The 17,404-nt window shown below is 73.5% G+C and carries 17 protein-coding genes, 1 pseudogene and 1 riboswitch; of the genes and pseudogenes, 7 read left to right on the forward strand and 11 right to left on the reverse strand.

Going from position 1 to position 17,404, the window contains the following annotated elements; translation table 11 throughout:
* Nucleotides 1-7: 7 nt before the first annotated feature.
* Nucleotides 8-215, reverse strand: a riboswitch (cobalamin riboswitch).
* A 56-nt stretch (nt 216-271) separates the two neighbouring features.
* From ACFTZL_RS04190 to ACFTZL_RS04210, 5 genes are all read right to left on the reverse strand, one after another.
* The gene (locus ACFTZL_RS04190; RefSeq protein ID WP_382578031.1) at nt 272-1,714 is read right to left on the reverse strand and encodes a protein kinase; all 1,443 of its coding nucleotides are present in this window, start codon (nt 1,712-1,714) and stop codon (nt 272-274) included.
* Nucleotides 1,715-1,976: 262 nt separating this feature from the next.
* Nucleotides 1,977-3,275, reverse strand: coding sequence for an MDR family MFS transporter (locus tag ACFTZL_RS04195; protein WP_382578033.1), 1,299 nt, complete (start codon nt 3,273-3,275; stop codon nt 1,977-1,979).
* A complete protein-coding gene (locus ACFTZL_RS04200; protein WP_382578069.1) occupies nt 3,272-5,071 on the reverse strand; it encodes an ABC transporter permease subunit in 1,800 nt (599 codons plus the stop codon). Before ACFTZL_RS04200 ends, ACFTZL_RS04195 begins: the two co-directional genes overlap by 4 nt.
* A 113-nt stretch (nt 5,072-5,184) precedes the next feature.
* Nucleotides 5,185-5,721 (reverse strand): GNAT family N-acetyltransferase, encoded by a 537-nt coding sequence (locus tag ACFTZL_RS04205; protein WP_382578036.1) that lies wholly within the window; start codon nt 5,719-5,721, stop codon nt 5,185-5,187.
* 30 nt (nt 5,722-5,751) lie between these two features.
* Complete coding sequence (locus ACFTZL_RS04210; RefSeq protein WP_382578039.1) at nt 5,752-6,186, reverse strand: nuclear transport factor 2 family protein; 435 nt, start codon at nt 6,184-6,186, stop codon at nt 5,752-5,754.
* A gap of 139 nt (nt 6,187-6,325) precedes the next feature.
* Between ACFTZL_RS04210 and ACFTZL_RS04215 the strand changes: the two genes are divergently transcribed.
* A complete protein-coding gene (locus ACFTZL_RS04215; RefSeq protein ID WP_382578041.1) occupies nt 6,326-7,084 on the forward strand; it encodes a carbonic anhydrase family protein in 759 nt (252 codons plus the stop codon).
* A 73-nt stretch (nt 7,085-7,157) separates the two neighbouring features.
* On the opposite strand, the gene ACFTZL_RS04220 is transcribed toward ACFTZL_RS04215, so the two are convergent.
* Nucleotides 7,158-7,955 carry a VOC family protein gene (locus ACFTZL_RS04220; RefSeq protein WP_382578044.1) on the reverse strand — a complete coding sequence of 266 codons (798 nt, stop codon included), beginning with the start codon at nt 7,953-7,955 and terminating at the stop codon, nt 7,158-7,160.
* A 224-nt stretch (nt 7,956-8,179) separates the two neighbouring features.
* Here ACFTZL_RS04220 and ACFTZL_RS04225 point away from each other — a divergent pair, with 224 nt between their 5' ends.
* Nucleotides 8,180-9,025, forward strand: coding sequence for a class I SAM-dependent methyltransferase (locus ACFTZL_RS04225; RefSeq protein WP_382578045.1), 846 nt, complete (start codon nt 8,180-8,182; stop codon nt 9,023-9,025).
* 13 nt (nt 9,026-9,038) lie between these two features.
* Here the strand turns inward: ACFTZL_RS04225 and ACFTZL_RS04230 are convergent, their stop codons facing one another.
* The gene (locus tag ACFTZL_RS04230) at nt 9,039-9,836 is read right to left on the reverse strand and encodes an SDR family NAD(P)-dependent oxidoreductase (protein WP_382578047.1); all 798 of its coding nucleotides are present in this window, start codon (nt 9,834-9,836) and stop codon (nt 9,039-9,041) included.
* Nucleotides 9,837-9,909: 73 nt separating this feature from the next.
* On the opposite strand from ACFTZL_RS04230, the gene ACFTZL_RS04235 reads away from it, so the two are divergent.
* The 3 genes from ACFTZL_RS04235 to ACFTZL_RS04245 all read left to right on the forward strand — a co-directional run bounded on the left by ACFTZL_RS04235 (nt 9,910) and on the right by ACFTZL_RS04245 (nt 11,056).
* Nucleotides 9,910-10,386, forward strand: a complete 477-nt coding sequence (locus tag ACFTZL_RS04235; RefSeq protein ID WP_382578049.1) for a DUF4396 domain-containing protein — start codon at nt 9,910-9,912, stop codon at nt 10,384-10,386.
* A gap of 74 nt (nt 10,387-10,460) precedes the next feature.
* Entirely contained in the window at nt 10,461-10,757 is a 297-nt protein-coding gene (locus tag ACFTZL_RS04240; protein WP_382578051.1) for a hypothetical protein, read from the forward strand.
* Nucleotides 10,754-11,056, forward strand: a complete 303-nt coding sequence (locus ACFTZL_RS04245; protein WP_382578053.1) for a hypothetical protein — start codon at nt 10,754-10,756, stop codon at nt 11,054-11,056. Before ACFTZL_RS04240 ends, ACFTZL_RS04245 begins: the two co-directional genes overlap by 4 nt.
* Here ACFTZL_RS04245 and ACFTZL_RS04250 read toward each other — a convergent pair.
* Nucleotides 11,040-12,185, reverse strand: a complete 1,146-nt coding sequence (locus ACFTZL_RS04250; protein ID WP_382578054.1) for a winged helix DNA-binding domain-containing protein — start codon at nt 12,183-12,185, stop codon at nt 11,040-11,042. The genes ACFTZL_RS04245 and ACFTZL_RS04250 overlap by 17 nt on opposite strands.
* 143 nt (nt 12,186-12,328) lie before the next feature.
* On the opposite strand from ACFTZL_RS04250, the gene ACFTZL_RS04255 reads away from it, so the two are divergent.
* Together ACFTZL_RS04255 and ACFTZL_RS04260 are read left to right on the forward strand one after the other, a co-directional pair.
* A complete protein-coding gene (locus ACFTZL_RS04255; protein ID WP_382578055.1) occupies nt 12,329-13,006 on the forward strand; it encodes a hypothetical protein in 678 nt (225 codons plus the stop codon).
* Between the two features lie 151 nt (nt 13,007-13,157).
* Nucleotides 13,158-13,814 carry a sigma-70 family RNA polymerase sigma factor gene (locus ACFTZL_RS04260; protein WP_382578057.1) on the forward strand — a complete coding sequence of 219 codons (657 nt, stop codon included), beginning with the start codon at nt 13,158-13,160 and terminating at the stop codon, nt 13,812-13,814.
* Between the two features lie 119 nt (nt 13,815-13,933).
* Here the strand turns inward: ACFTZL_RS04260 and ACFTZL_RS04265 are convergent, their stop codons facing one another.
* From ACFTZL_RS04265 to ACFTZL_RS04275, 3 genes and pseudogenes are all read right to left on the reverse strand, one after another.
* Nucleotides 13,934-15,133 carry a type III PLP-dependent enzyme gene (locus ACFTZL_RS04265; protein WP_382578059.1) on the reverse strand — a complete coding sequence of 400 codons (1,200 nt, stop codon included), beginning with the start codon at nt 15,131-15,133 and terminating at the stop codon, nt 13,934-13,936.
* On the reverse strand, nt 15,130-16,875 hold the full coding sequence (locus tag ACFTZL_RS04270; protein ID WP_382578061.1) for an IucA/IucC family protein: 1,746 nt from the start codon (nt 16,873-16,875) through the stop codon (nt 15,130-15,132). The genes ACFTZL_RS04265 and ACFTZL_RS04270 overlap by 4 nt, the downstream gene beginning before the upstream one ends.
* 86 nt (nt 16,876-16,961) lie before the next feature.
* Nucleotides 16,962-17,404 (reverse strand): annotated as a pseudogene (locus ACFTZL_RS04275) (IucA/IucC family siderophore biosynthesis protein); the annotation flags it as partial.

Below are 17,404 nucleotides of genomic sequence, written 5' to 3' on the forward strand. Positions count from 1 at the left end.
ACCTCGTGGATGGTTGACGCGCCTTGGCCGGTCTCCTGGCTGACGGGTACCACCGCCCGTACTCCGCCTTCCCGGGTCACAAGGACCCAGTGGCTGCCCGTGAGGGCCGGAGCCGGACTTCCCGATTCACAGTGGCGAGGGCCGCACCGGCATCACACCGGATTTCCCGTTCACCAAGGCGTGGTGACAGTAGTGCCGAGATAAGGACGATGACAAGCCACCCAAGGGGGCGCGCGAGGGGGCGTCCGCTCGCACACCGGCGCAGGGCCGCTCAGTCGTCGCCCCCGTCGTCATCGTCGTCCCCGTTCTCCCAGGTCTGACGGGGCTTGTCCTGCTGGGGTTTGTCCGCCTTTCGCGGTGGGTCGGCCGTCTCCTGCGCCGGAGCCGTCGGGCTCGGCGTCGCTTCGACGGGGGTCGCGGGAGGGGGCGCGGTGGTGGACGGGGTGATATCGGCCACTGTGCCGGCGGCCGGAGTGCCGGCGGCCGGAGTGCCGGCGCCCGGATCCGTGTCCGCCGCCGGAGCCGAGGAGAGGGGTGAGGCCGAGTCGGCGGACGGTGTGGCGGCGGGGCTGCTCGCGGAGGGGGACGCGTCGGGTTCCGTGCCCTCCGTCGCGGTGTCGTCGGGCGAGAACCACAGCATGCCGGCGAGCATCGCCGCGGCGAAGAGCGCCGCCGCGGCGACCGTCGCGGCCGCCCTGCGCCGGTTGTCGGTGCCGCCCCGGGGCGCGGCGCGACGCGAACGGCCGGCCTGGGCCGCGCGGCCGGTGCGCAGCCCCGGGGCGCCGGGCAGCGCGTACGTGGCCGGGTTGCGGGTCTCGGCGGCCGGATACGGCCTCGGCGTGGCGGACGTCACCGGGGGCGCGGCCTCCGGCAGCGGCTCGGGCAGTCCTCGCCAGGCGCCGCCGGCGAACCACTCGGCGGTCTGCTGGGCGGTGGGCCGGTCCTCGGGCTGCTTGGCGAGCAGGCCGAGCAGGTAGTTCTCGAAGGCCGGCGGGAGTCCGGCGACACCGAGCTCGCGAGGCGGTACGGGCGCGGAGTCGAGGTGCTGGTGGAGGAGCGCGACGGCGGTGTCGGCCTGGAACGGCGGTCGGCCGCTGAGGAGTTGGTAGAGCAGACACCCCAGGGAGTACATGTCGGAGGCGGGACCGGCGGGCTGGCCCAGGGCGCGTTCGGGCGCGAGGTAGAGGCCGGTGCCGACGATCTGGCCGGTGGCGGTGAGCGCGGCACCGGGGTCGTCGAGGAAGCGGGCGATGCCGAAGTCGCCGATTTTCAGAGTGCCGTGGGTGTCCAGCAGGAGGTTGGCGGGTTTGACGTCACGGTGGACGATGCCCTGCGCGTGTGCGGCGGCGAGCCCGGAGGCGGCCTGCGCGGCGAGATCGGCCACCCGCTCGGCGGGCAGCGCGCCGGAGACGGCCAGCACCCCGGCGAGGCTGTCGCCCTCGACCAGTTCCATCACCAGGTACAGCCGGTTGTCGTACTCGCCGAAGTCCAGGACACCGACCAGATGGGGGTGGTTGAGACGCCCGGCGGTCTGGGCCTCCAGTCGGAACCGGGAGGCCGCCGTGACATCGGTGTCCTGGGGCAGCAGCAGCTTGACGGCCACCGCTCTGGCGAGCGTCTCGTCGTACGCGCGCCAGACCTCTCCCATTCCACCGCGCCCGATCTCAACATCCAGCCGGTAGCGGCCCGCTAGCAGCACTCGTCCTCGTCTCATGCATGGGGGAAGGTACGTCGCCGCAGGCCGAACTCCCCGTTTTGAGGCGGGGGTTGGCGGGGGACATCGCAGCCGACCCAGGATACTGGCGCCGCGCGGCCACTGATCTCCGCAGCGGTGTGAGGGACGGTACGGTCCCGGAAAACCGGGAGCGGAGACGTCGCCCGGCGGGGTGACGGTGCGGTGCGCGCGGTTGCCGGGGTGTCCTTCGCGCGCGGTTGTCCCGGTGCGCCGGCTCACATGGCCGCGGCTTCCTCCCGGATCAGGCAGTCTCGCCCGCCTCCTCGGCCCGCTCCTCCCGGCGCGGCAGCAGAGCCACCGTCAGGGCCGGTACGGCCGCGAGGACCAGCCAGGGAACGGCGGCCGGGAGGCCGAGGTCGAGCAGGGAGCCGGTGGCCGCGCTGCCGGCCAGGACGATCAGGCCGGAGACGGAGGACAGCGCGCCCATGTAGAGGCCGATCCGGCCCTCCTCGGCGAGGTCGGGCACCCAGGCGCGGGCGGCGGGCACGACCAGCATCTGTCCCACGGTGAGCAGCACGACGAAGCCCGCGGCCGGCAGCAGCCCGGCGGCGCCCGTCCAGCCGGCGGGGCGCGCCGCGGCCACCACCGCGAAACCGGCCGCGATCAGCAGCAGCCCGGCCGTCATGGAGCGGCGCAGGTCCAGCCGGTCGCCCGCCCAGCGGGTCACCGGAAGCTGGGTGAACACCACCAGCACCGAGGACAGGGCGAACAGCCAGGACAGCGGCGCCTGTGAGCCCGTCGCGCGCCGCACCTCGTCCGGCAGGGCCAGATAGAGCTGGTTGTAGGCGAGCAGGTACGAGCCGTACGCGCCGCACAGGGCCAGGAAGCGGCGATTGCGCAGCAGCACGCCCGTCCCGCCCCGCTCCCGGGTGCGGACCCGGCCCGGGATGTGCTGGGGCATCAGCCACAGATGCCCGGCCAGGACCAGCACGAAGACCACCGCACCGGCGAGGCACGCGGTGCGGAAGTCGACGGCGAGCAGCAACCCGCCGAGCAGCGGTCCGACGAAGGCGCCGGCCTGGCCCGCGACGCTGAACAGGGCCAGGAGACGCGTGCGCGAGCCGCGTCCCTCCTCCTCCCAGACCACCGCCTGGCGGGCCACCTCGGACTCCACGGCGGGAGAGAACAGCGCGGCGGCGAAACCGATCACCAGCACGGCGCCGATCACGGCCCAGCTCGCCTCCGCGTATCCGAGCCACGCGAACCCGGCGATCCGCAGCACACAGCCGGCCAGCACGACCGGCCGCACCCCGAACCGGTCGACGAGCCAGCCGCCGACCACGAACAGCCCCTGCTGGCTGAAGGTGCGCAGCCCGAGCACGAACCCGACCAGCCAGCCCGCCATGCCGATCGCGGTGCCGAGGTGCTCGGCGAGGAACGGCAGCACGGCGTAGAAGCCGATGTTGAAGGCGAGCTGGGTCAGGATCAGCAGCCGCAGCAGCGGCGACAGCTCCTTCCAGAGCCGCCAGGTGCTCTCGCTCGGAGTCTTGGGCGTACGGGCGGACCGGCGGGCCAGCACGCGGGAGATGAGGTCGGTCATCGTTCTTCTGTCGGTGAGGTGGACACAGGGACCAGGAGGGCGTCGGGGCTGTTCCGCTGCCGCTGCGGGGGCATGACCCGCTCCCCGGGCGGCCCGGCCGGGCCCTCGGGCCGCCTGCGCCGCCGGGGCAGCCGAACGCCGCCCGCGGCCGTCACCGCGAGCGCCCCCAGCAGGGCGAGTACGGCGGCGGGGAAGAGGACGGCCCACGGGGCGCGCTCGGCGTAGGGCTGGTTCTCGGCGAGCAGCAGGCCCCACTCGGGGGACGGCGGCTGGGCGCCCAGGCCGAGGAAGCCGAGGGCGGCGAGGCTCAGCGCGATGCCGGGCAGCCGGAGCAGGGCGTGCCGGGCCACCGGCGACAGCACGGCGGGCAGCAGTTCGTGCCGGAGCAGATACCAGCGGCCGGCGCCCAGTGCGCGGGTCGCGGCCAGGTGTGTGGTCGCGCGCTCCTGCCGCAGCAGCGAGGACGTGTGGGCGGCCAGCGGGGACCAGGCCAGGACGCCCACGGCGAACGCCGGCGTCCAGGGCCCGCTGCCCGCGACGCCGGCGACGAGAAGTCCCGCCAGGACGGGCGGCACGGCGCTGACGGTGTCGACCAGCGGCCCGGACAGCCTCGGCAGCAGACCCAGCAGCAGTCCCGCGACGAGGGCGGCGGCGCTCACCGCGAGGGCGATGCCGAGGGTGGTCAGCGCGCCGTGGGAGACCCGGGCGAGTACGTCCCGGCCCAGCGCGTCCGTCCCGAACGGGTGCGCCAGGGACGGGGCCCGCAGCCGGGCGAGGGTGTCCAGGGCGAGCGGGTCGCGGGGCAGACCGAACCCGATGACGGCGGCGAGCAGCGCCCCGTAGAGCAAGGGCAGGGCGCGGGGCGTGGACCGGCCGGGACGGTGCAGGGAGTGCAGGGCGCCGTCGCGCAGCGCGGGCCCGATGAGCAGCCGGGACGACAGCCGGGCGAGGACCCCGGCGACGGCCGCGACCAGGACGAGGGCGAGGGTGCCGGTCTGCAGGACGGGCAGATCCTGGGCGAGGGCGGCCTGGAGGGTGAGCCGGCCCAGGCCCGGGATGTCGAAGATCTGCTCGACGGCGACCGAGCCGCCGGTCAGGCCGACCACGAACAGGCCCAGATTGGGCAGCAGTCCGGGCACGCAGCGGCGCACCGCCTGCCGCGCCACGGACTTCGGCGGGACCCCGCGTGCCGCGGCCGCCAGTGCCCACGGTTCGGCGAACGCGCTGGGCAGCAGGTCGTCCAGCATCCGTCCGAGGATCGCCCCGGCGGGCAGACCGAGGGCCAGCGACGGCAGCACCATCCACTGCGGCCCGTACCAGCCGAGAGCGGGCAGCCAGCCGAGCTGGACGCCGATCACCGAGGCCAGCACCGAGGCGACGAGGAACTCGGGCAGTGCGGCCAGCACGGCCGAAGCCGTGCCGCCGGGGCCCCGTGCGGCGAGCCGCCCCCGCGAGCCGAGCCGGAGTGTGCGGGCGCACACCGCCGCCACGGTGCCCGCCGCGACCACGAGGGCCCCGGACATCAGCAGCAGCGAGGCGCCGAGCGACTGCACGACGCCCGGCAGCACCTGGCCGCCGGACACCCACGACGTGCCCGCGTCGCCGTGCAGCAGCCCGGCCAGCCAGCGGCCCAGCAGTGCCGGCGGGCCGTCGTCCAGGCCGAATTGGTCGCGGATGGCGCGCAGTGTCTCGGGTGTCGGGTCGCGGTCGGCCGAGCGGGCCTTGAGGACCGTCAGCGCCGGGTCGGTGCGCGAGAGCCACGGCAGCAGGCCGATCGCGCCCACCAGTGCGGCCATGAGCACGGCCCGCCACAGCAGCGTCGGGGCGCCGCCCCGCGCGAGGGCGCGCAGGGCGGCGAGGCCCTTGGCCAGGGGTGAGTTCGAGGTGTTCAGTGTCGTCCCCGTGGTGCTCAAGCGAAGGGAATCTCGAAGTGCACCACGCCGCTGCCCCCGCCGGGCACTTCCTCCCGCTCGTCGCACACCACCTTGCCCAGGGTCCGCCACAGGCCCATCGCACCGGGCGAGTGCGGATACGTGTGCAGATACACGGATCGGTAACCACCGTCGGCCCGGGCGAAGTCGACCAGGCCTGCCACCAGCCGCCGGGCCAGTCCGCGCCGCCGGTGTGCGGGGCCGACGTACAGCCGCCGTACCTGCGCGGTCTCGCCCGAGGGGTACCGCTCGGCCAGCCAGCGCGGGTTCGGCGGATGCGCCGGCCCGCGCGCGTCCAGCGCCCCCGTGGCCGCCACCGTCCCGTCCCGCTCGTCCACGGCCACCAGGAGGGTGTGCCGCGGCGGTTCTACGTAGAACGGCACCGGGTCGATGATGTCGGCGTGCCAGCGCGGCACATAGCCGGTGTCGAAGTCGCGGTACACGGCGTCCAGCATCACCACCCGAGCCCCGTCGATGTCCGCGGGCGTGGCTTCCCTGATGCTGTAGTCATGCATTTGCGCATCATATGCAAAACACATGAACGCTCATTCGGGGGCCGCTGATGTGATGCCGGGGGCCGCTGGTGTGATGTGGCTGAGCACGCACCGCCAGCGCCCGTCCCGCCTCACGAACACGTCCGTCGTCCACTCGTCGGCGTCGTAGCGCTCGCCCTGGTAGTGGGCCGTGTTGGTGACCCGTCCGGTGACCACGGCCGTGTCGCCGTAGACGCGGACCCTGGGCCGGGTCCTGAGGTCCATCGCGGAGTGGGTCAGCTCCCCGGACTCGACGAGGGAGAGGAACCTCTCCTTCGGGTCGATCCCCGATTCGGAGACGATCACCCACTCGTCCGCCATGAAGCCCGCGATGCGTGCGGGGTCGTTGGCGACGATCGCCGCCGCCCAGCCCTGCGCCAGCTCGGCGAACGCGCGGACGGTGTCCTCGCCGGGTTCCTGAGCTGCCGCTTCGGGACCTTGGTTCATGTCGCGACCGTAGCGCGTCAAGGCCGCGGCCCGGGGTGTTCAGCAGTCCGGGTGACCTCGCGCGTCCCGGGCGCCGCCGAGGGAAAAGGATGCGGTCGTCGTTGCCCGGCCGTCCGCCCGTCGACCGAAGGTGATCCCCGTGTCCCTGACCGCCCCCGCCCACTCCGCCGTCGACACCGCGCTGCAGTCCCAGAGCCCGGTCGACATCCGTCCGCAGACCACCGACATCTCGGCCCTGCCGCCCCTGCGCCTGCGCCATCCGGCCCGGCTCACCATGCGCCTGCGCTTCGAGCGTCCGAAGCGGCACCGGCCCGACTGCGTCCGGGCCGAGGAGGGCTCCGTGAAGGCCGAGCCGCCGCGCGGACAGGACTGCCTGATGAGCGTCGGCGACGCCACCTACCACCTGGAGGACATCCACTGGCACACGCCGTCCGAGCACACCGTCGGCGGGGTGGCGTTCCCGATGGAACAGCACCTGAAGTACGCCCGGACGATCGGGGCCGGGAACGGGAACGGGGGCAGGGATGGTGACGGAGACGCGGCCGCGGCCGGTGCGAAGGAGTACGCGGTGCTCGCCGTCTTCATCCACCCGGGCGACGCCAACGGCTCCCTCGACCGGCTGCTGGAATCCGCCCGCCGGAGCGAAGACCCCTGGGACGTCCCCGACGTGGAGATCGACACCCTGCTGCCGCCCTGCACCGAGTCCTACCGCTACCTCGGGTCCACCACGACCTGCCCCTACACCACCGGCGTGCGCTGGACGGTCCTGACCCATCCGGTCCAGGCGTCCGCCGCCGCGCTGGAGCACTACCGGAGCCTCTTCCCCGAGGGCAACGCCCGCGAGGTGCAGCCGCTCGGGAAGCGGCGCGTCGCCGGGGACATCCATCGCTGGTGGTGACTCGCCCGGCCGGTGGGCACGGGAGCCGGGCCCGGGCCGGGCGCGGCACCCGCGCACCGGGCGGCGGGCCGGTTCAGCCCTGGGCCGGGGTGAGCACCACGAAGTCCGCGTTGGCCGGGTCGAGGCAGACGGCCAGCCGGCCGACGCCCTCCGCGTCCTCGGGACCCATCTGGACGCTGCCGCCGTTCTCCCTGACCTTGGCCACCGCGGCGTCGCAGTCGGCGACGGCGAAGACCGGGTGCCAGTACGGCCGTCCGTTCGCCAGCGACAGGTCCTTCTCGCCGACCTCCATGAGTCCGCCGTGCATCCGCTCCTCGGGCAGTCCGGCGGGGGTGATGAGGGTGTACGTGCCCCCGCCGCCCGGCAGCGGCATGTCACTGAACCGCCAGTCGAAGAGTCCGCCGTAGAACTCCTTCGCGGCCGCCGCGTCGCTCGTGTACAGCTCGGTCCAGGACAGCGAGCCCGGCTCGTCGACCAGGTCGAGGCCCTTGCTCGTCCCCGGCTGCCAGACGGCGAACTGGCCTCCCTGCGGGTCGGTGTACTGCGCCATCCGGCCCCATTGCTCGAGGTCCATCGGCGCGACGCGCACGGTGCCGCCCGACTGCTCCACGGCCTTCGTCGTGGCGTCCGCGTCGGCGACGCTGTAGTAGAGCATCCAGGCCGGGCGCGCTCCCTCCTCGGTGAGCTTGCCGAGCCCGGCGACGATCTTGCCGTCCTTCCGGAACATCCCGCCCTCGAAGTCCTCGCTCTCGCCCATGGACTCGTAGTCCCACCCGAGCACGGCGCCGTAGAAGGCAGCGGCGGTCCGGACGTCCGGAGCGCCGAGGTCGAGCCAACAGGGGGAACCGGGGGCGAACTCCGTGGTGATCATGGCGATGCTTCCCTTCCGCAGGTCCTGTGTGCCCAGCGTGACACCGGGCACTGACAAGCGCCCGTCGGCCGCTCTCCGATGGGGGACCTCCGGTCGGTGATGCTCGGTGATGCCCTGTGGCGCGCGGTGGTGATCCTCGGCGGGTGGTCCGGCCGTGGAATCATCGGGGTCGTCGACCGGTCGGGTGGTCGCGGAACTCTGTGCTGTGAGGGTGGTGGGCGGGCGTGGCGGTCGGCTGGGAGTGGGACGACACGTTGTTCTCGGGGACCGCCGCCTACTACGAGCGGGGGCGGCTGCCGTACGCCGCCGGGCTGGCGGACGCGCTCGCCGAGGAGCTGCGGCTCGACGGGGAGGGGCGTCTCCTCGACGTGGGCTGCGGGCCCGGAACCATCGCCCTGAGCCTCGCGCATCTGTTCGGTGAGATCGTCGGGGTGGACCCCGACAGCGGGATGATCGCCGAAGCCGGGCGCGGGGCCGCCGACCGGGGAGTGGGCGCCAGGACCCGGTGGGTGCGGGCGCGGGCCGAAGCCCTGCCCGCGGGGCTCGGCACGTTCGCCGTCGCCACCTTCGGTCAGTCCTTCCACTGGATGGACCGTGACCTGGTGGCCGCGACCGTCCGGGACATGCTCCGGCCCGGCGGGGCGCTGGTGCACATCGCGGACCTGAAGACGGAGCCCCGGACCGTCGACGGCATGCCGCACCCGGCGGTTCCCTACGCGGGGGTGGACGACCTGGTGAAGCGGTACCTGGGGCCCGTGCGACGAGCGGGCCGCGGGGTGCTGGCGCAAGGGACACCGGGCGCGGAGGACGAGGTGTTCGCCCGGGCGGGCTTCGTCGGCCCCCGGCGTCTCGTCGTGCCCGGCGGGCAGGTGCTGGAGCGGACCTTCGACGATGTCGTCGCCTGGGTGTTCTCCATGTCGTTCTCGGCTCCGCATCTCTTCGAAGGGCGCCGGGACGACTTCGAGGCGGACCTGCGGCTGCTGTTGCGCGAGGCCTCACCGTCGGGCCGGTTCTCCGAACGGGCGCCGAGCACGGAGGCCTTCGTGTGGCGGAAAAGCCCGGGCGCCTGATCGGATTGCCGCGTCAGTGGACGGACATACCGCCGTCGACGTAGACCGACTGTCCGGTGACGTAGGCGGACGCCGGGCTCGCCAGGAAGACGGCCGCGCCCGCGAAGTCCTCGGCCAGGCCGTTCCGCCCGATCAGCGTGCGGGTGGCGAGGGCGGCCACCTTCTCCGGATCCGACGACAGACGCTTGTTTAGCGCTGTCATGACGAAGCCCGGCACCAGGACGTTGCAGGTGACGCCGCGCGGCGACCACGCCTCGGCTTGGGAGCGGGCCAGAGACTCCAGTCCGCCCTTCGAGGCGCCGTACGCGCCGCTCTGCACGAACGCGCGGTGCGCCTGCTGCGAGCTGATGTGCAGGATCCGCCCGAACCCGCGCTCCGCCATGCCCGGGCCGAAGCGCTGCCCCAGCAGGAAGGGCGCCTCCAGGTTGACGGCCATCGTGAGGTCCCAGACGTCCTCGGTGAGTTCGTCCATCGGCGGGCGCAGATTGATCCCTGCGCTGTTGACGAGAATGTCGGGCTCCCCGAACGCCTCGACCGCCCGCTCGGCGGCCGTGCGCACACCCTCGCGCGTGCTCAGGTCCGCGCTGACCCACGCGGCGCGGCAGCCCTGAGCCGTCAACTCCTCGACCGTCGCGGTCAGTCCGGCCTCACCGCGGGCCACGACCACGACGCTCGCGCCGGCGCGGGCGAGGGCGCCGGTGATGGCGCGACCGATACCGGAACTGCCGCCGGTGACCACCGCGACGCGGCCGTCCAGGGAGAACAACTCGGAGAGATAAGCCTGTGTTGACCGGTCGGCCTGTGTCGTCATGACCCGACACTCTAGGCGGATCGATCACTGGGGGAGGCGGCGGGACAGGGGGAACAGCGCATACTGGAACATCATGGACCACACACGTCATCACCCCGAACGGCACCCGCGCGGGACGGCGTCCTGGGGAACCGCCGTGAAGGCGACGCTGCACTGTCTGACGGGCTGTGCGATCGGCGAGATCCTCGGCATGGTCATCGGCACCGCGCTCGAGTGGGGCGACGTGCCCACCATGGTTCTGGCGATCGCGCTCGCCTTCCTCTTCGGCTACTCGTTCACCCTGTTCGCGGTCCTGCGGGCCGGCCTCGGCCTCAAGGCCGCGATCAAGGTCGCGCTGGCCGCGGACACGGTCTCGATCGCGGTGATGGAACTCGTCGACAACGCGATCATCGCCCTCACCCCGGGCGCGATGGAGGCCCAACTCACGGACGGTCTGTTCTGGTCCGCGCTGCTGGGCGGTTTCGCGGTGGCCTTCCTGATCACGACTCCGGTCAACAAGTGGATGATCGGCCGGGGCAGGGGTCACGCCGTCGTCCACACCCACCACTGACGCGATGTCACCGGCCCGGAGCGGCGAGGGAACCACGCGGCACCACGGGCCGTTGCCCTCGCATGATGCACACCGTGTGGCACGTCGCAGTCGGAGTGCTGGGGGCGGCGATGGTCCTCTTCCTCGCGGATCGCGCGCTGTTGTGGATGGAGGCCCGGGGCTGGATCTACTGGCGCAAGCGAAAGGGCCTGTCGGCCATAGGCGCCGACTTTCTGCAGGAGGGAGACCCCGCGGCGCGGGCAGCCAGGCGGGCCATGGAGCAGGAGAGGGTGCGCAAGAACGTGAGACCGGCGGAAGGGGACCCGTTCCGCGTGGACCTGGATGCCGGAGTCGTGCACATCAGGCCCCGGCGACGCGAGGAGACGCCATGAGCCAGTTGCTCCCCTTCCTCATCATCGCGGGCGCCTTGGCGGCCGTCATGGGCTTCTTCACCTGGCTCGCGTCCGTGGTCCGGCGGCGCGGACTCGCCGGTGCCGGGATCCGCGAGGCCATGGCCTCCTTCGAAGAGGCGTACAAGGTGACGTCACACGACTCGTACTACGAGATCCAGGCCCAGGCCCGGGCCCAGAGCCCCCTGGCGGCGCCCGGCGACCCCTGGCGGGGCGCCCACCGGAGCGGACCACGCCGTCCCCGCGGGGTACGGCGCAGGAGAATCACCCGGAGCCGGTGAGCAGTCGTACGTGCCCGTCGGGGAGTTTCGGCCACCAGTGGTGGTAGCGGCGGTAGACCTCGGTGTCGCGGTCGGTCAGGAGGCTTGTCAATGACGCGGCCTCCTCGGCGAGACCGTCCCACGTGGTGCGTGACAGGTCGTGGAAGGCCGTGGCCTCGATGCCGCCGTCGATCGCGCGCCACACGCCGGCGACCTGGCCGTCGACCAGCAGGGTGGGCAGTACGTCACCGTTCACGCGGATCACCAGGCGGCGGTAGTCCGGGGGGATCACGCGGCTGCGGTCGGCGTGGGCCAGCAGGACGCTGTCCCACATGGCCATGAGGCGCGGCGGCGCCGGGGTGTCCGCCGGTGGGCGTGGGGCGTCCGGTACGTCGAAGAGGACCGTCCCGTCCGGTCCGCGCAGTTGCTCCACCGCGTCGGACAGGGCGAGCAGTGCCTGCCGTACGGGCTGCCGCGGCAGCATCGCGAACTGCGCCACGTCCGCCACCGTCGCCGGCCCGAAGCCCCGCAGATAGCGCAGGACGAGCTGCCCGAGCGCCTCCGTTGCCGGCTCCCGGCCCGTCGGCACCGGACCGGTCCGCGCCGCGACGAACGACGCCCGGGTGCCGAACGACCACGGCCCGCCGGTCGGGAGGTGGAGCAGTGGCGCGTACCCCTTGAGCCCCCACCAGGCGCCGGCCTTCTTGTCCGCGCCTACCCGCTCCTCCAGCCACGCCTGAAGCTCCGCGGCCGTCCGCGGCCGGTCGGCGAAGTCCAGCAGCTCCGGGACGAGTGCCTCGCCGTCGGCCGGTGTGAGCCCCGCGGCGGCGAAGCGGTAGCCGAGCCGTGAGGCGTACAGCGTCTGCTGCATCGCCTCACGGAACACCTGGTAGTCGTCCGCGTGGACCGCGTGCAGCGTGATCCGCATCAAGGTCGCCTTGACCACCGCACGCCGCGCGAAGGCGTCGTCCAGCTCGGCCGGAGAGAAGCCGGCCAGCCGGTTCCACAGTGCCACGTACGGCGAAGCGGCATGCTGCGCCTGGAGCGCCACCACACGCCGCACGGCCTCCCCGGCCTCCATCACCTCCCGGCCCAGCAGCAACTGACGGCCGAGGGTCGCCCGGTTGAGCTCCTGCGCGGTGATGTCCACGCCGGGGATTCTGCCGTGGCCCGGCCGGAGGCATCGATTCCTGGACAGTGGCCTGGATCACATGTCGCCGATTGAGTACCAGGGCATGGCGATGTCCGTACCCATGGGTGCAGAAGCGGGGCCGGATGCGAAGATGAGGCGCCATGACAGCTGGGTGGTGTGCTCGCACGACACGGGCCGCGGTGTTCGCGGCCGTCTGTGTCGTGCTCGCCGCCCTGGGGCACGTCATGATGTCCGGCGACCATGTGCCCCTGTCGACCCTGGTGGCCGGCTGGGCCGTGACGGGTGTCGCGGGCTGGTGCCTGGCGGGCCGCGAGCGCGGACTCCGGCTGGTCGTCGCCGTCGCCGTGGTCGTCCAGACCGGGCTGCACTCGGCGTTCTCCCTCGTGCCGACACCGGCCGCCGGGGCAGCGGGTGGCGCGGACTCCATGGACATGCCCTCCATGGGTCATGGCATGGGATCCATGGGCCACGGCATGGGATCCATGGGGCACGAAATGGGCTCCATGTCCCATCACATGGGGCATACGGGACACGCCACCGCGGGCGGTGACTCGTCCCTCGGCATGCTCGCCGCCCACCTGCTGGCCGCGCTGCTGTGCGGACTGTGGCTGGGCCACGGCGAACGGGCCGTCTTCCGTCTGCTGCGCGCCGTGGGCAGCCGGCTGGCCGCGCCGCTGCGGCTCCTGTTCGCCCTGCCCACGCCGCCGCCCCCGCCCGTGCGGGTACGGCGCTGGTCCTCGGACCGCGCGCCGCGCCTTCTCCTTCTCGTTCACGCGATCACCACTCGAGGACCGCCTGTGGGGACCGCTGCCGCCTGACGGCAGCCGGCAGTCCCGGGGCAGCACTCTGCGCGCCCCGGTCTCGGTCGTACCTCCGTCCGTGCGTCGCGCCGTACGGATGCGGCCGTATCCCCGCTCACCGGGCCGCACGCGTGTTCGCGTGGTCCCGGAATCCCGAGAAGGACACCAGGTGATCACTCCTGCCCTGCCCCTTTCACGCGAGAGAAGCCCGCACGCGAGAAGCGAGGCCTCCGCGTCGGCCGACGAGTCGATAACCGCCTGGGCGCTGGCCGCCCGCGGCGGCGACTCCGCGGCCGTCGACCACTTCGTGCGCGCCCTGCACCGTGACGTCATCCGCTACGTCGCCCATCTGTGCGCCGATCCGCAGGCCGTGGACGATCTGGCGCAGGACACGTTCCTGCGGGCGCTCGGCAGTCTGCACCGGTTCGAGGGCCGTTCCTCGGCGCGTGTCTGGCTGCTGGCCATCGCCCGGCGTGCCGTGGCGGACAGCCTCCGGTACTCCGCCGTGCGGCCCCGCCCGGCCGATCTGCCGGACTGGGAGCTGGCGGTCGAGCTCGCCCAGCCGCGCGGCCTGCCCGGCTTCGACGACGGTGTGGCACTGCTCGAGCTGATGGACGGACTGCCCGAGGAGCGGCGCGAGGCGTTCGTCCTCACGCAACTGCTCGGTCTGCCGTACGCCGAGGCCGCCGCGCTGAGCGACTGCCCGGTCGGCACGGTCCGCTCCCGGGTGGCCCGTGCCCGGGCGACCCTCATGGCCCTGCTGGCCGAGGCCGAGGAACCGGAGACGGCGGCGGCACTGGCGTCACCCGCCCTCGCCGCGGCCTGACTCGGCGCAGCGCAAACGGCAGGCTGCTCAGGCCGTTGAGGAAGGTGGAGTGGATCGGCCGGACGGGGCCGGTCCGCTCCAACTCCGTGACGCGGTGGCACCCATGCGGCCGACGGACCCTAGGCGTCCTCGTCCAGGAAGTGGAACCCGGGCCTCGGATGCATCAGGAAGTCGTGATGCGAGATGTTCCAGGCGTAGGCGCCCGCCAGGGAGAACACCACCCGGTCCCCGGCCCTGAGTTCCGGCACCGGCACCCGGCGGGCCAGCACGTCCTTCGGCGTGCACAACTGCCCCGCGAGCGTGACGGGCCCGCTCTTCGCCGCGGGTCGCGGCCAGGGGTGCGGCCAGGTGTCCACGGGCAGGACGGAGCAGGGCTGGTCGTGTCCCTTCGTCGCGGGGGTGCGCAGATGATGCGTGCCGCCCCGGACGACGGCGAACACCTCGCCGTGGCTGTGCTTCACGTCCAGCACCTCCGTGGCGTACCAGCCGCAGTGCGCGGTGAGCGCCCGCCCCGGCTCGATCCGCAGCGTCAGCCCCGGATGCGCCTCGGTGAGCCGGGCCAGCCCCTCGCCGTACGCGGCCCAGTCGAAGCGCCGCTCCGGAGCGTTGTAGTCGACGCTCATGCCGCCTCCGACGTTCACTTCCGAGATCGGTACGCCGAGCCCTGTGGCCCAGCCGACCACGGTCTCCGCGACCCCCAGCAGCTCGGCCGCTCCGAGACCGCTCGCCAAGTGGGCGTGCACACCCCGCAGTTCGAGCTGCGGGTACGTCCCGTCGGCGAGCGCCCGGACCACGGCCTCGGCCCGGGCGGGGTCCAGGCCGAAGGGCGTCGGCCGCCCGCCCATCGCCAGCGAGCTCCCGGCGAGCGAGCCGTCGGGAACCGGCAGGTTGACCCGCGGCAGCACCGCGACCCGCCGCCGGGGCGCGACGCGGCGGGCCAGTTCGGCCAGGACGAGCAGCTCGTGCTCGCTCTCGACGTGGAAGCGTTCGACGCCCAGTTCCAGCGCGGCGGTCACCTCGTCCGGCGTCTTGCCCGGCCCGCCGAAGGCCAGCGGCCGCCCCGGCATCGCCTTGGCCACATGCGCGAGTTCACCGCCCGACGCGACCTCGTACCCGTCGACGCAGGGCTCCAGCGCGGCCAGGATCTCCGGCTCCGGGTTGGCCTTGGCCGCGTAGTACAGCTCGACCCGCCCGGGCAGCGCGGCCCGGATCCCGGCGGCGTGTGTGCGCAGGGCCGCCAAGTCGTAGAGGTAGGCGGGCAGTTCCGTCGACGGCAGCGACAGGGCACGGTCGTTCACCGCGGGGGTCGGGCGGGTCATCGGGAGCTCCTCTTCGCCTCGTGCAGCACCTCTTCGCCCAGCGGCGACGGCAGCCGGACGTATCCGGCCTCGCGGTCGGCCTTGCGCTCCCAGCGGGTGAGCAGGTTGGTCTTGGCGGGCAGCGGCACCCCGGCGAGCAGGGCGGCCAGGCGAGGTGGGCAGCCGTGCCGGTCGGCGTAGGCGCGCAGCGTCTCCCGCACGCGTGCCCACAGTGCCGCCTCCGTCTCCGGATGCAGGTCGGCGAGGGCCGCGAGCATTTCGGCCACGTGATTGACCAGCAGGCAGTACACGACCCGGTCCCAGCCGCGCCCCGCGTCGTACGTCATCGGCCCGGCCACCTCGGGCGGCAGCGCGGCGAGCGTCTCCGTGTGCTGCTCGGGCACCAGCTTGGTGCCCTCCAGGTCCCGGAAGAGGACCTGGGCGGGCCGGCGTGCGCCGTCGACGCAGAGCAGCACGTTCTGCAGATGCGGCTCCAGGACCAGGCCGTGGTCGAAGTAGGCGGCGAGGACGGGCGGCAGGAGGAGGTCCAGATAGGCCGACCACCAGTCGAGCGCCGTGGCCGCGTCCGCTCCGGCGAGGAGGCGGGAGACCTGGGCGGCACCCGTCGGGTACTCGTCCGCGACGGCGGCCGCGAGCAGGGGAGTGGTGCCGGGGGCGAGCCGCCGGGACAGGCCCTCGCGGACGATGACGCCGAAGCCTTCCAGCAGGTCGCGGTCCGGTGTGCCGTCGGGGCCGGGCAGGGCGAGGGTGCGGTAGGCGGGTTCGCGGAGCACGGCACTGCCGGGGAAGCGCCCGGCGAGGTCGGCCAGCGCCGGGGCCAGCGCCCGGGTGAGGGCGACCGCCCCGGTCAGCTCGTAACTGCTGTTCTTGCGCAGGCAGTTGGTGATCCGCACGTTCAGGCTGAACTTCAGGAACGTCTCCCCGTCGTACAGCGTGCGCACGGACGCGGTGGCCGCGAAGGGCCGGCCGCCCGGTCCCAGATCGAGTACGTCGCCGCGGTCCAGGGCGGCGCGCAGCAGCGGGTGCTCCCGGAGCGTCTCGTACTGCCAGGGGTGGGCGGGCAGCAGCCGGTAGCCGGCCGGGACGTCCGGACGCTGCCGGTCCAGGGCGGCGGTGGCCCACGGTTCTGCGCTCTCCTGCGCGATCAGGTGCTCCCGCACGGCGAGGTGCCACAGCGGGAAGGAGGCGCCCGTCTCGGGGGCGTACGCGGCCCAGGAACGAGGGTCGCCGGTCCGGGCCTTGGGCGTGGGGTGGAAGCGGTGCCCGAAGAGCAGGGACTGCTCGGAGGCGATGTAGGCGGACAGCGGGTCGCCCGCAGGCTCCGGGACCTCCGGCAGGGCGTGCCCGGCGTGGAGCGAGCCCTCGACGGCCGCGTGGCTGGAGGCGACCTGCGCCAGGAACTCCTCGTTGCGCACGCCGGTGCGCAGCGACAGCTCGTCACGGGTGTACTCGGCCAGCCGCCGCCAGTCCAGGTCCGCCCAGCCGCCGTCCCGCTCCTCGCGCACCGGGCCGGTGAACCGGTGCGCGCCGAGCAGCGAGGTGCGGCGCAGGGCGACACCCAGCAGCACCCCGCGGCGGGGCAGCCGCAGCAGCAGACGGCCGTCGGCGACGACGGTCTGCCGCTCGGGCCCGGACACCTCGCGCAGCAGACAGTTCAGCAGGGTGTGGGCCACCACGTCGTCGGCGGTGGGCAGGGAGACCGACGCGGTGGTGCGGCCGGGCGATTCGGTCAGCGAGGGCATGGCAGGCTCCAGCGGTTGCGAATGCGGGGGAGGGGCGGGGCGAGTACGGGCGGCGACGACGGAACCGGCGGTCCGGTCCCGGGTTCTCATGGCGTACTCCGGGACGGCAGCAGGTAGTTGGGCCCGGTGGTGTAGTGCTTGTTGATGTCGGCGGTGCCCGACCGCTCCTTGCTGAGCAGCGTGCCGGCCGTGACCATCGCCTTCACCGGCAGTTCCGGGGCGTCGAGGACCCGGGCGCGCAGGACGTCCCCCGCCTCGCCGCCGAGCCGCGCCACGGCCTCGGCCAGCCGTTCGCGCACCAGCCGCAGCAGCACGGGCAGCGGGGCGCGGCCGTGCCGGGCGAGCCCGAACGCGTAGGCGCCCGCGCACAGATGGACGGTGATGGTGGCGAAGAGGTCGGCCACCGGCCCGTCCTCCGTGCCGAGGATCCGGGGGTCGTCGAAGTCCCACCGGCCCGGGAGCCGGGCGTGCAGCCGCCGTGTGTCGACGCGTGGTCCGTCGTTGTCCTTGAACAGCAGCCGGAGGCTGC

The sequence above is a fragment of the Streptomyces sp. NPDC056948 genome (assembly GCF_042674225.1).
GTDB classification, from domain to species: Bacteria; Actinomycetota; Actinomycetes; order Streptomycetales; family Streptomycetaceae; genus Streptomyces; species Streptomyces purpurascens.

What these genes read in the sequence shown, in the direction of transcription:
- ACFTZL_RS04190 (WP_382578031.1), bottom strand. Translation starts at nt 1,714, where the DNA reads ATGAGACGAGGACGAGTGCTGCTAGCGGGCCGCTACCGGCTGGATGTT.
- ACFTZL_RS04195 (WP_382578033.1), bottom strand. Translation starts at nt 3,275, where the DNA reads ATGACCGACCTCATCTCCCGCGTGCTGGCCCGCCGGTCCGCCCGTACG.
- ACFTZL_RS04200 (WP_382578069.1), bottom strand. Translation starts at nt 5,071, where the DNA reads ATGGCCGCACTGGTGGGCGCGATCGGCCTGCTGCCGTGGCTCTCGCGC.
- ACFTZL_RS04205 (WP_382578036.1), bottom strand. Translation starts at nt 5,721, where the DNA reads ATGCATGACTACAGCATCAGGGAAGCCACGCCCGCGGACATCGACGGG.
- ACFTZL_RS04210 (WP_382578039.1), bottom strand. Translation starts at nt 6,186, where the DNA reads ATGAACCAAGGTCCCGAAGCGGCAGCTCAGGAACCCGGCGAGGACACC.
- ACFTZL_RS04220 (WP_382578044.1), bottom strand. Translation starts at nt 7,955, where the DNA reads ATGATCACCACGGAGTTCGCCCCCGGTTCCCCCTGTTGGCTCGACCTC.
- ACFTZL_RS04230 (WP_382578047.1), bottom strand. Translation starts at nt 9,836, where the DNA reads ATGACGACACAGGCCGACCGGTCAACACAGGCTTATCTCTCCGAGTTG.
- ACFTZL_RS04235 (WP_382578049.1), top strand. Translation starts at nt 9,910, where the DNA reads ATGGACCACACACGTCATCACCCCGAACGGCACCCGCGCGGGACGGCG.
- ACFTZL_RS04245 (WP_382578053.1), top strand. Translation starts at nt 10,754, where the DNA reads ATGAGCCAGTTGCTCCCCTTCCTCATCATCGCGGGCGCCTTGGCGGCC.
- ACFTZL_RS04255 (WP_382578055.1), top strand. Translation starts at nt 12,329, where the DNA reads ATGACAGCTGGGTGGTGTGCTCGCACGACACGGGCCGCGGTGTTCGCG.
- ACFTZL_RS04265 (WP_382578059.1), bottom strand. Translation starts at nt 15,133, where the DNA reads ATGACCCGCCCGACCCCCGCGGTGAACGACCGTGCCCTGTCGCTGCCG.
- ACFTZL_RS04270 (WP_382578061.1), bottom strand. Translation starts at nt 16,875, where the DNA reads ATGCCCTCGCTGACCGAATCGCCCGGCCGCACCACCGCGTCGGTCTCC.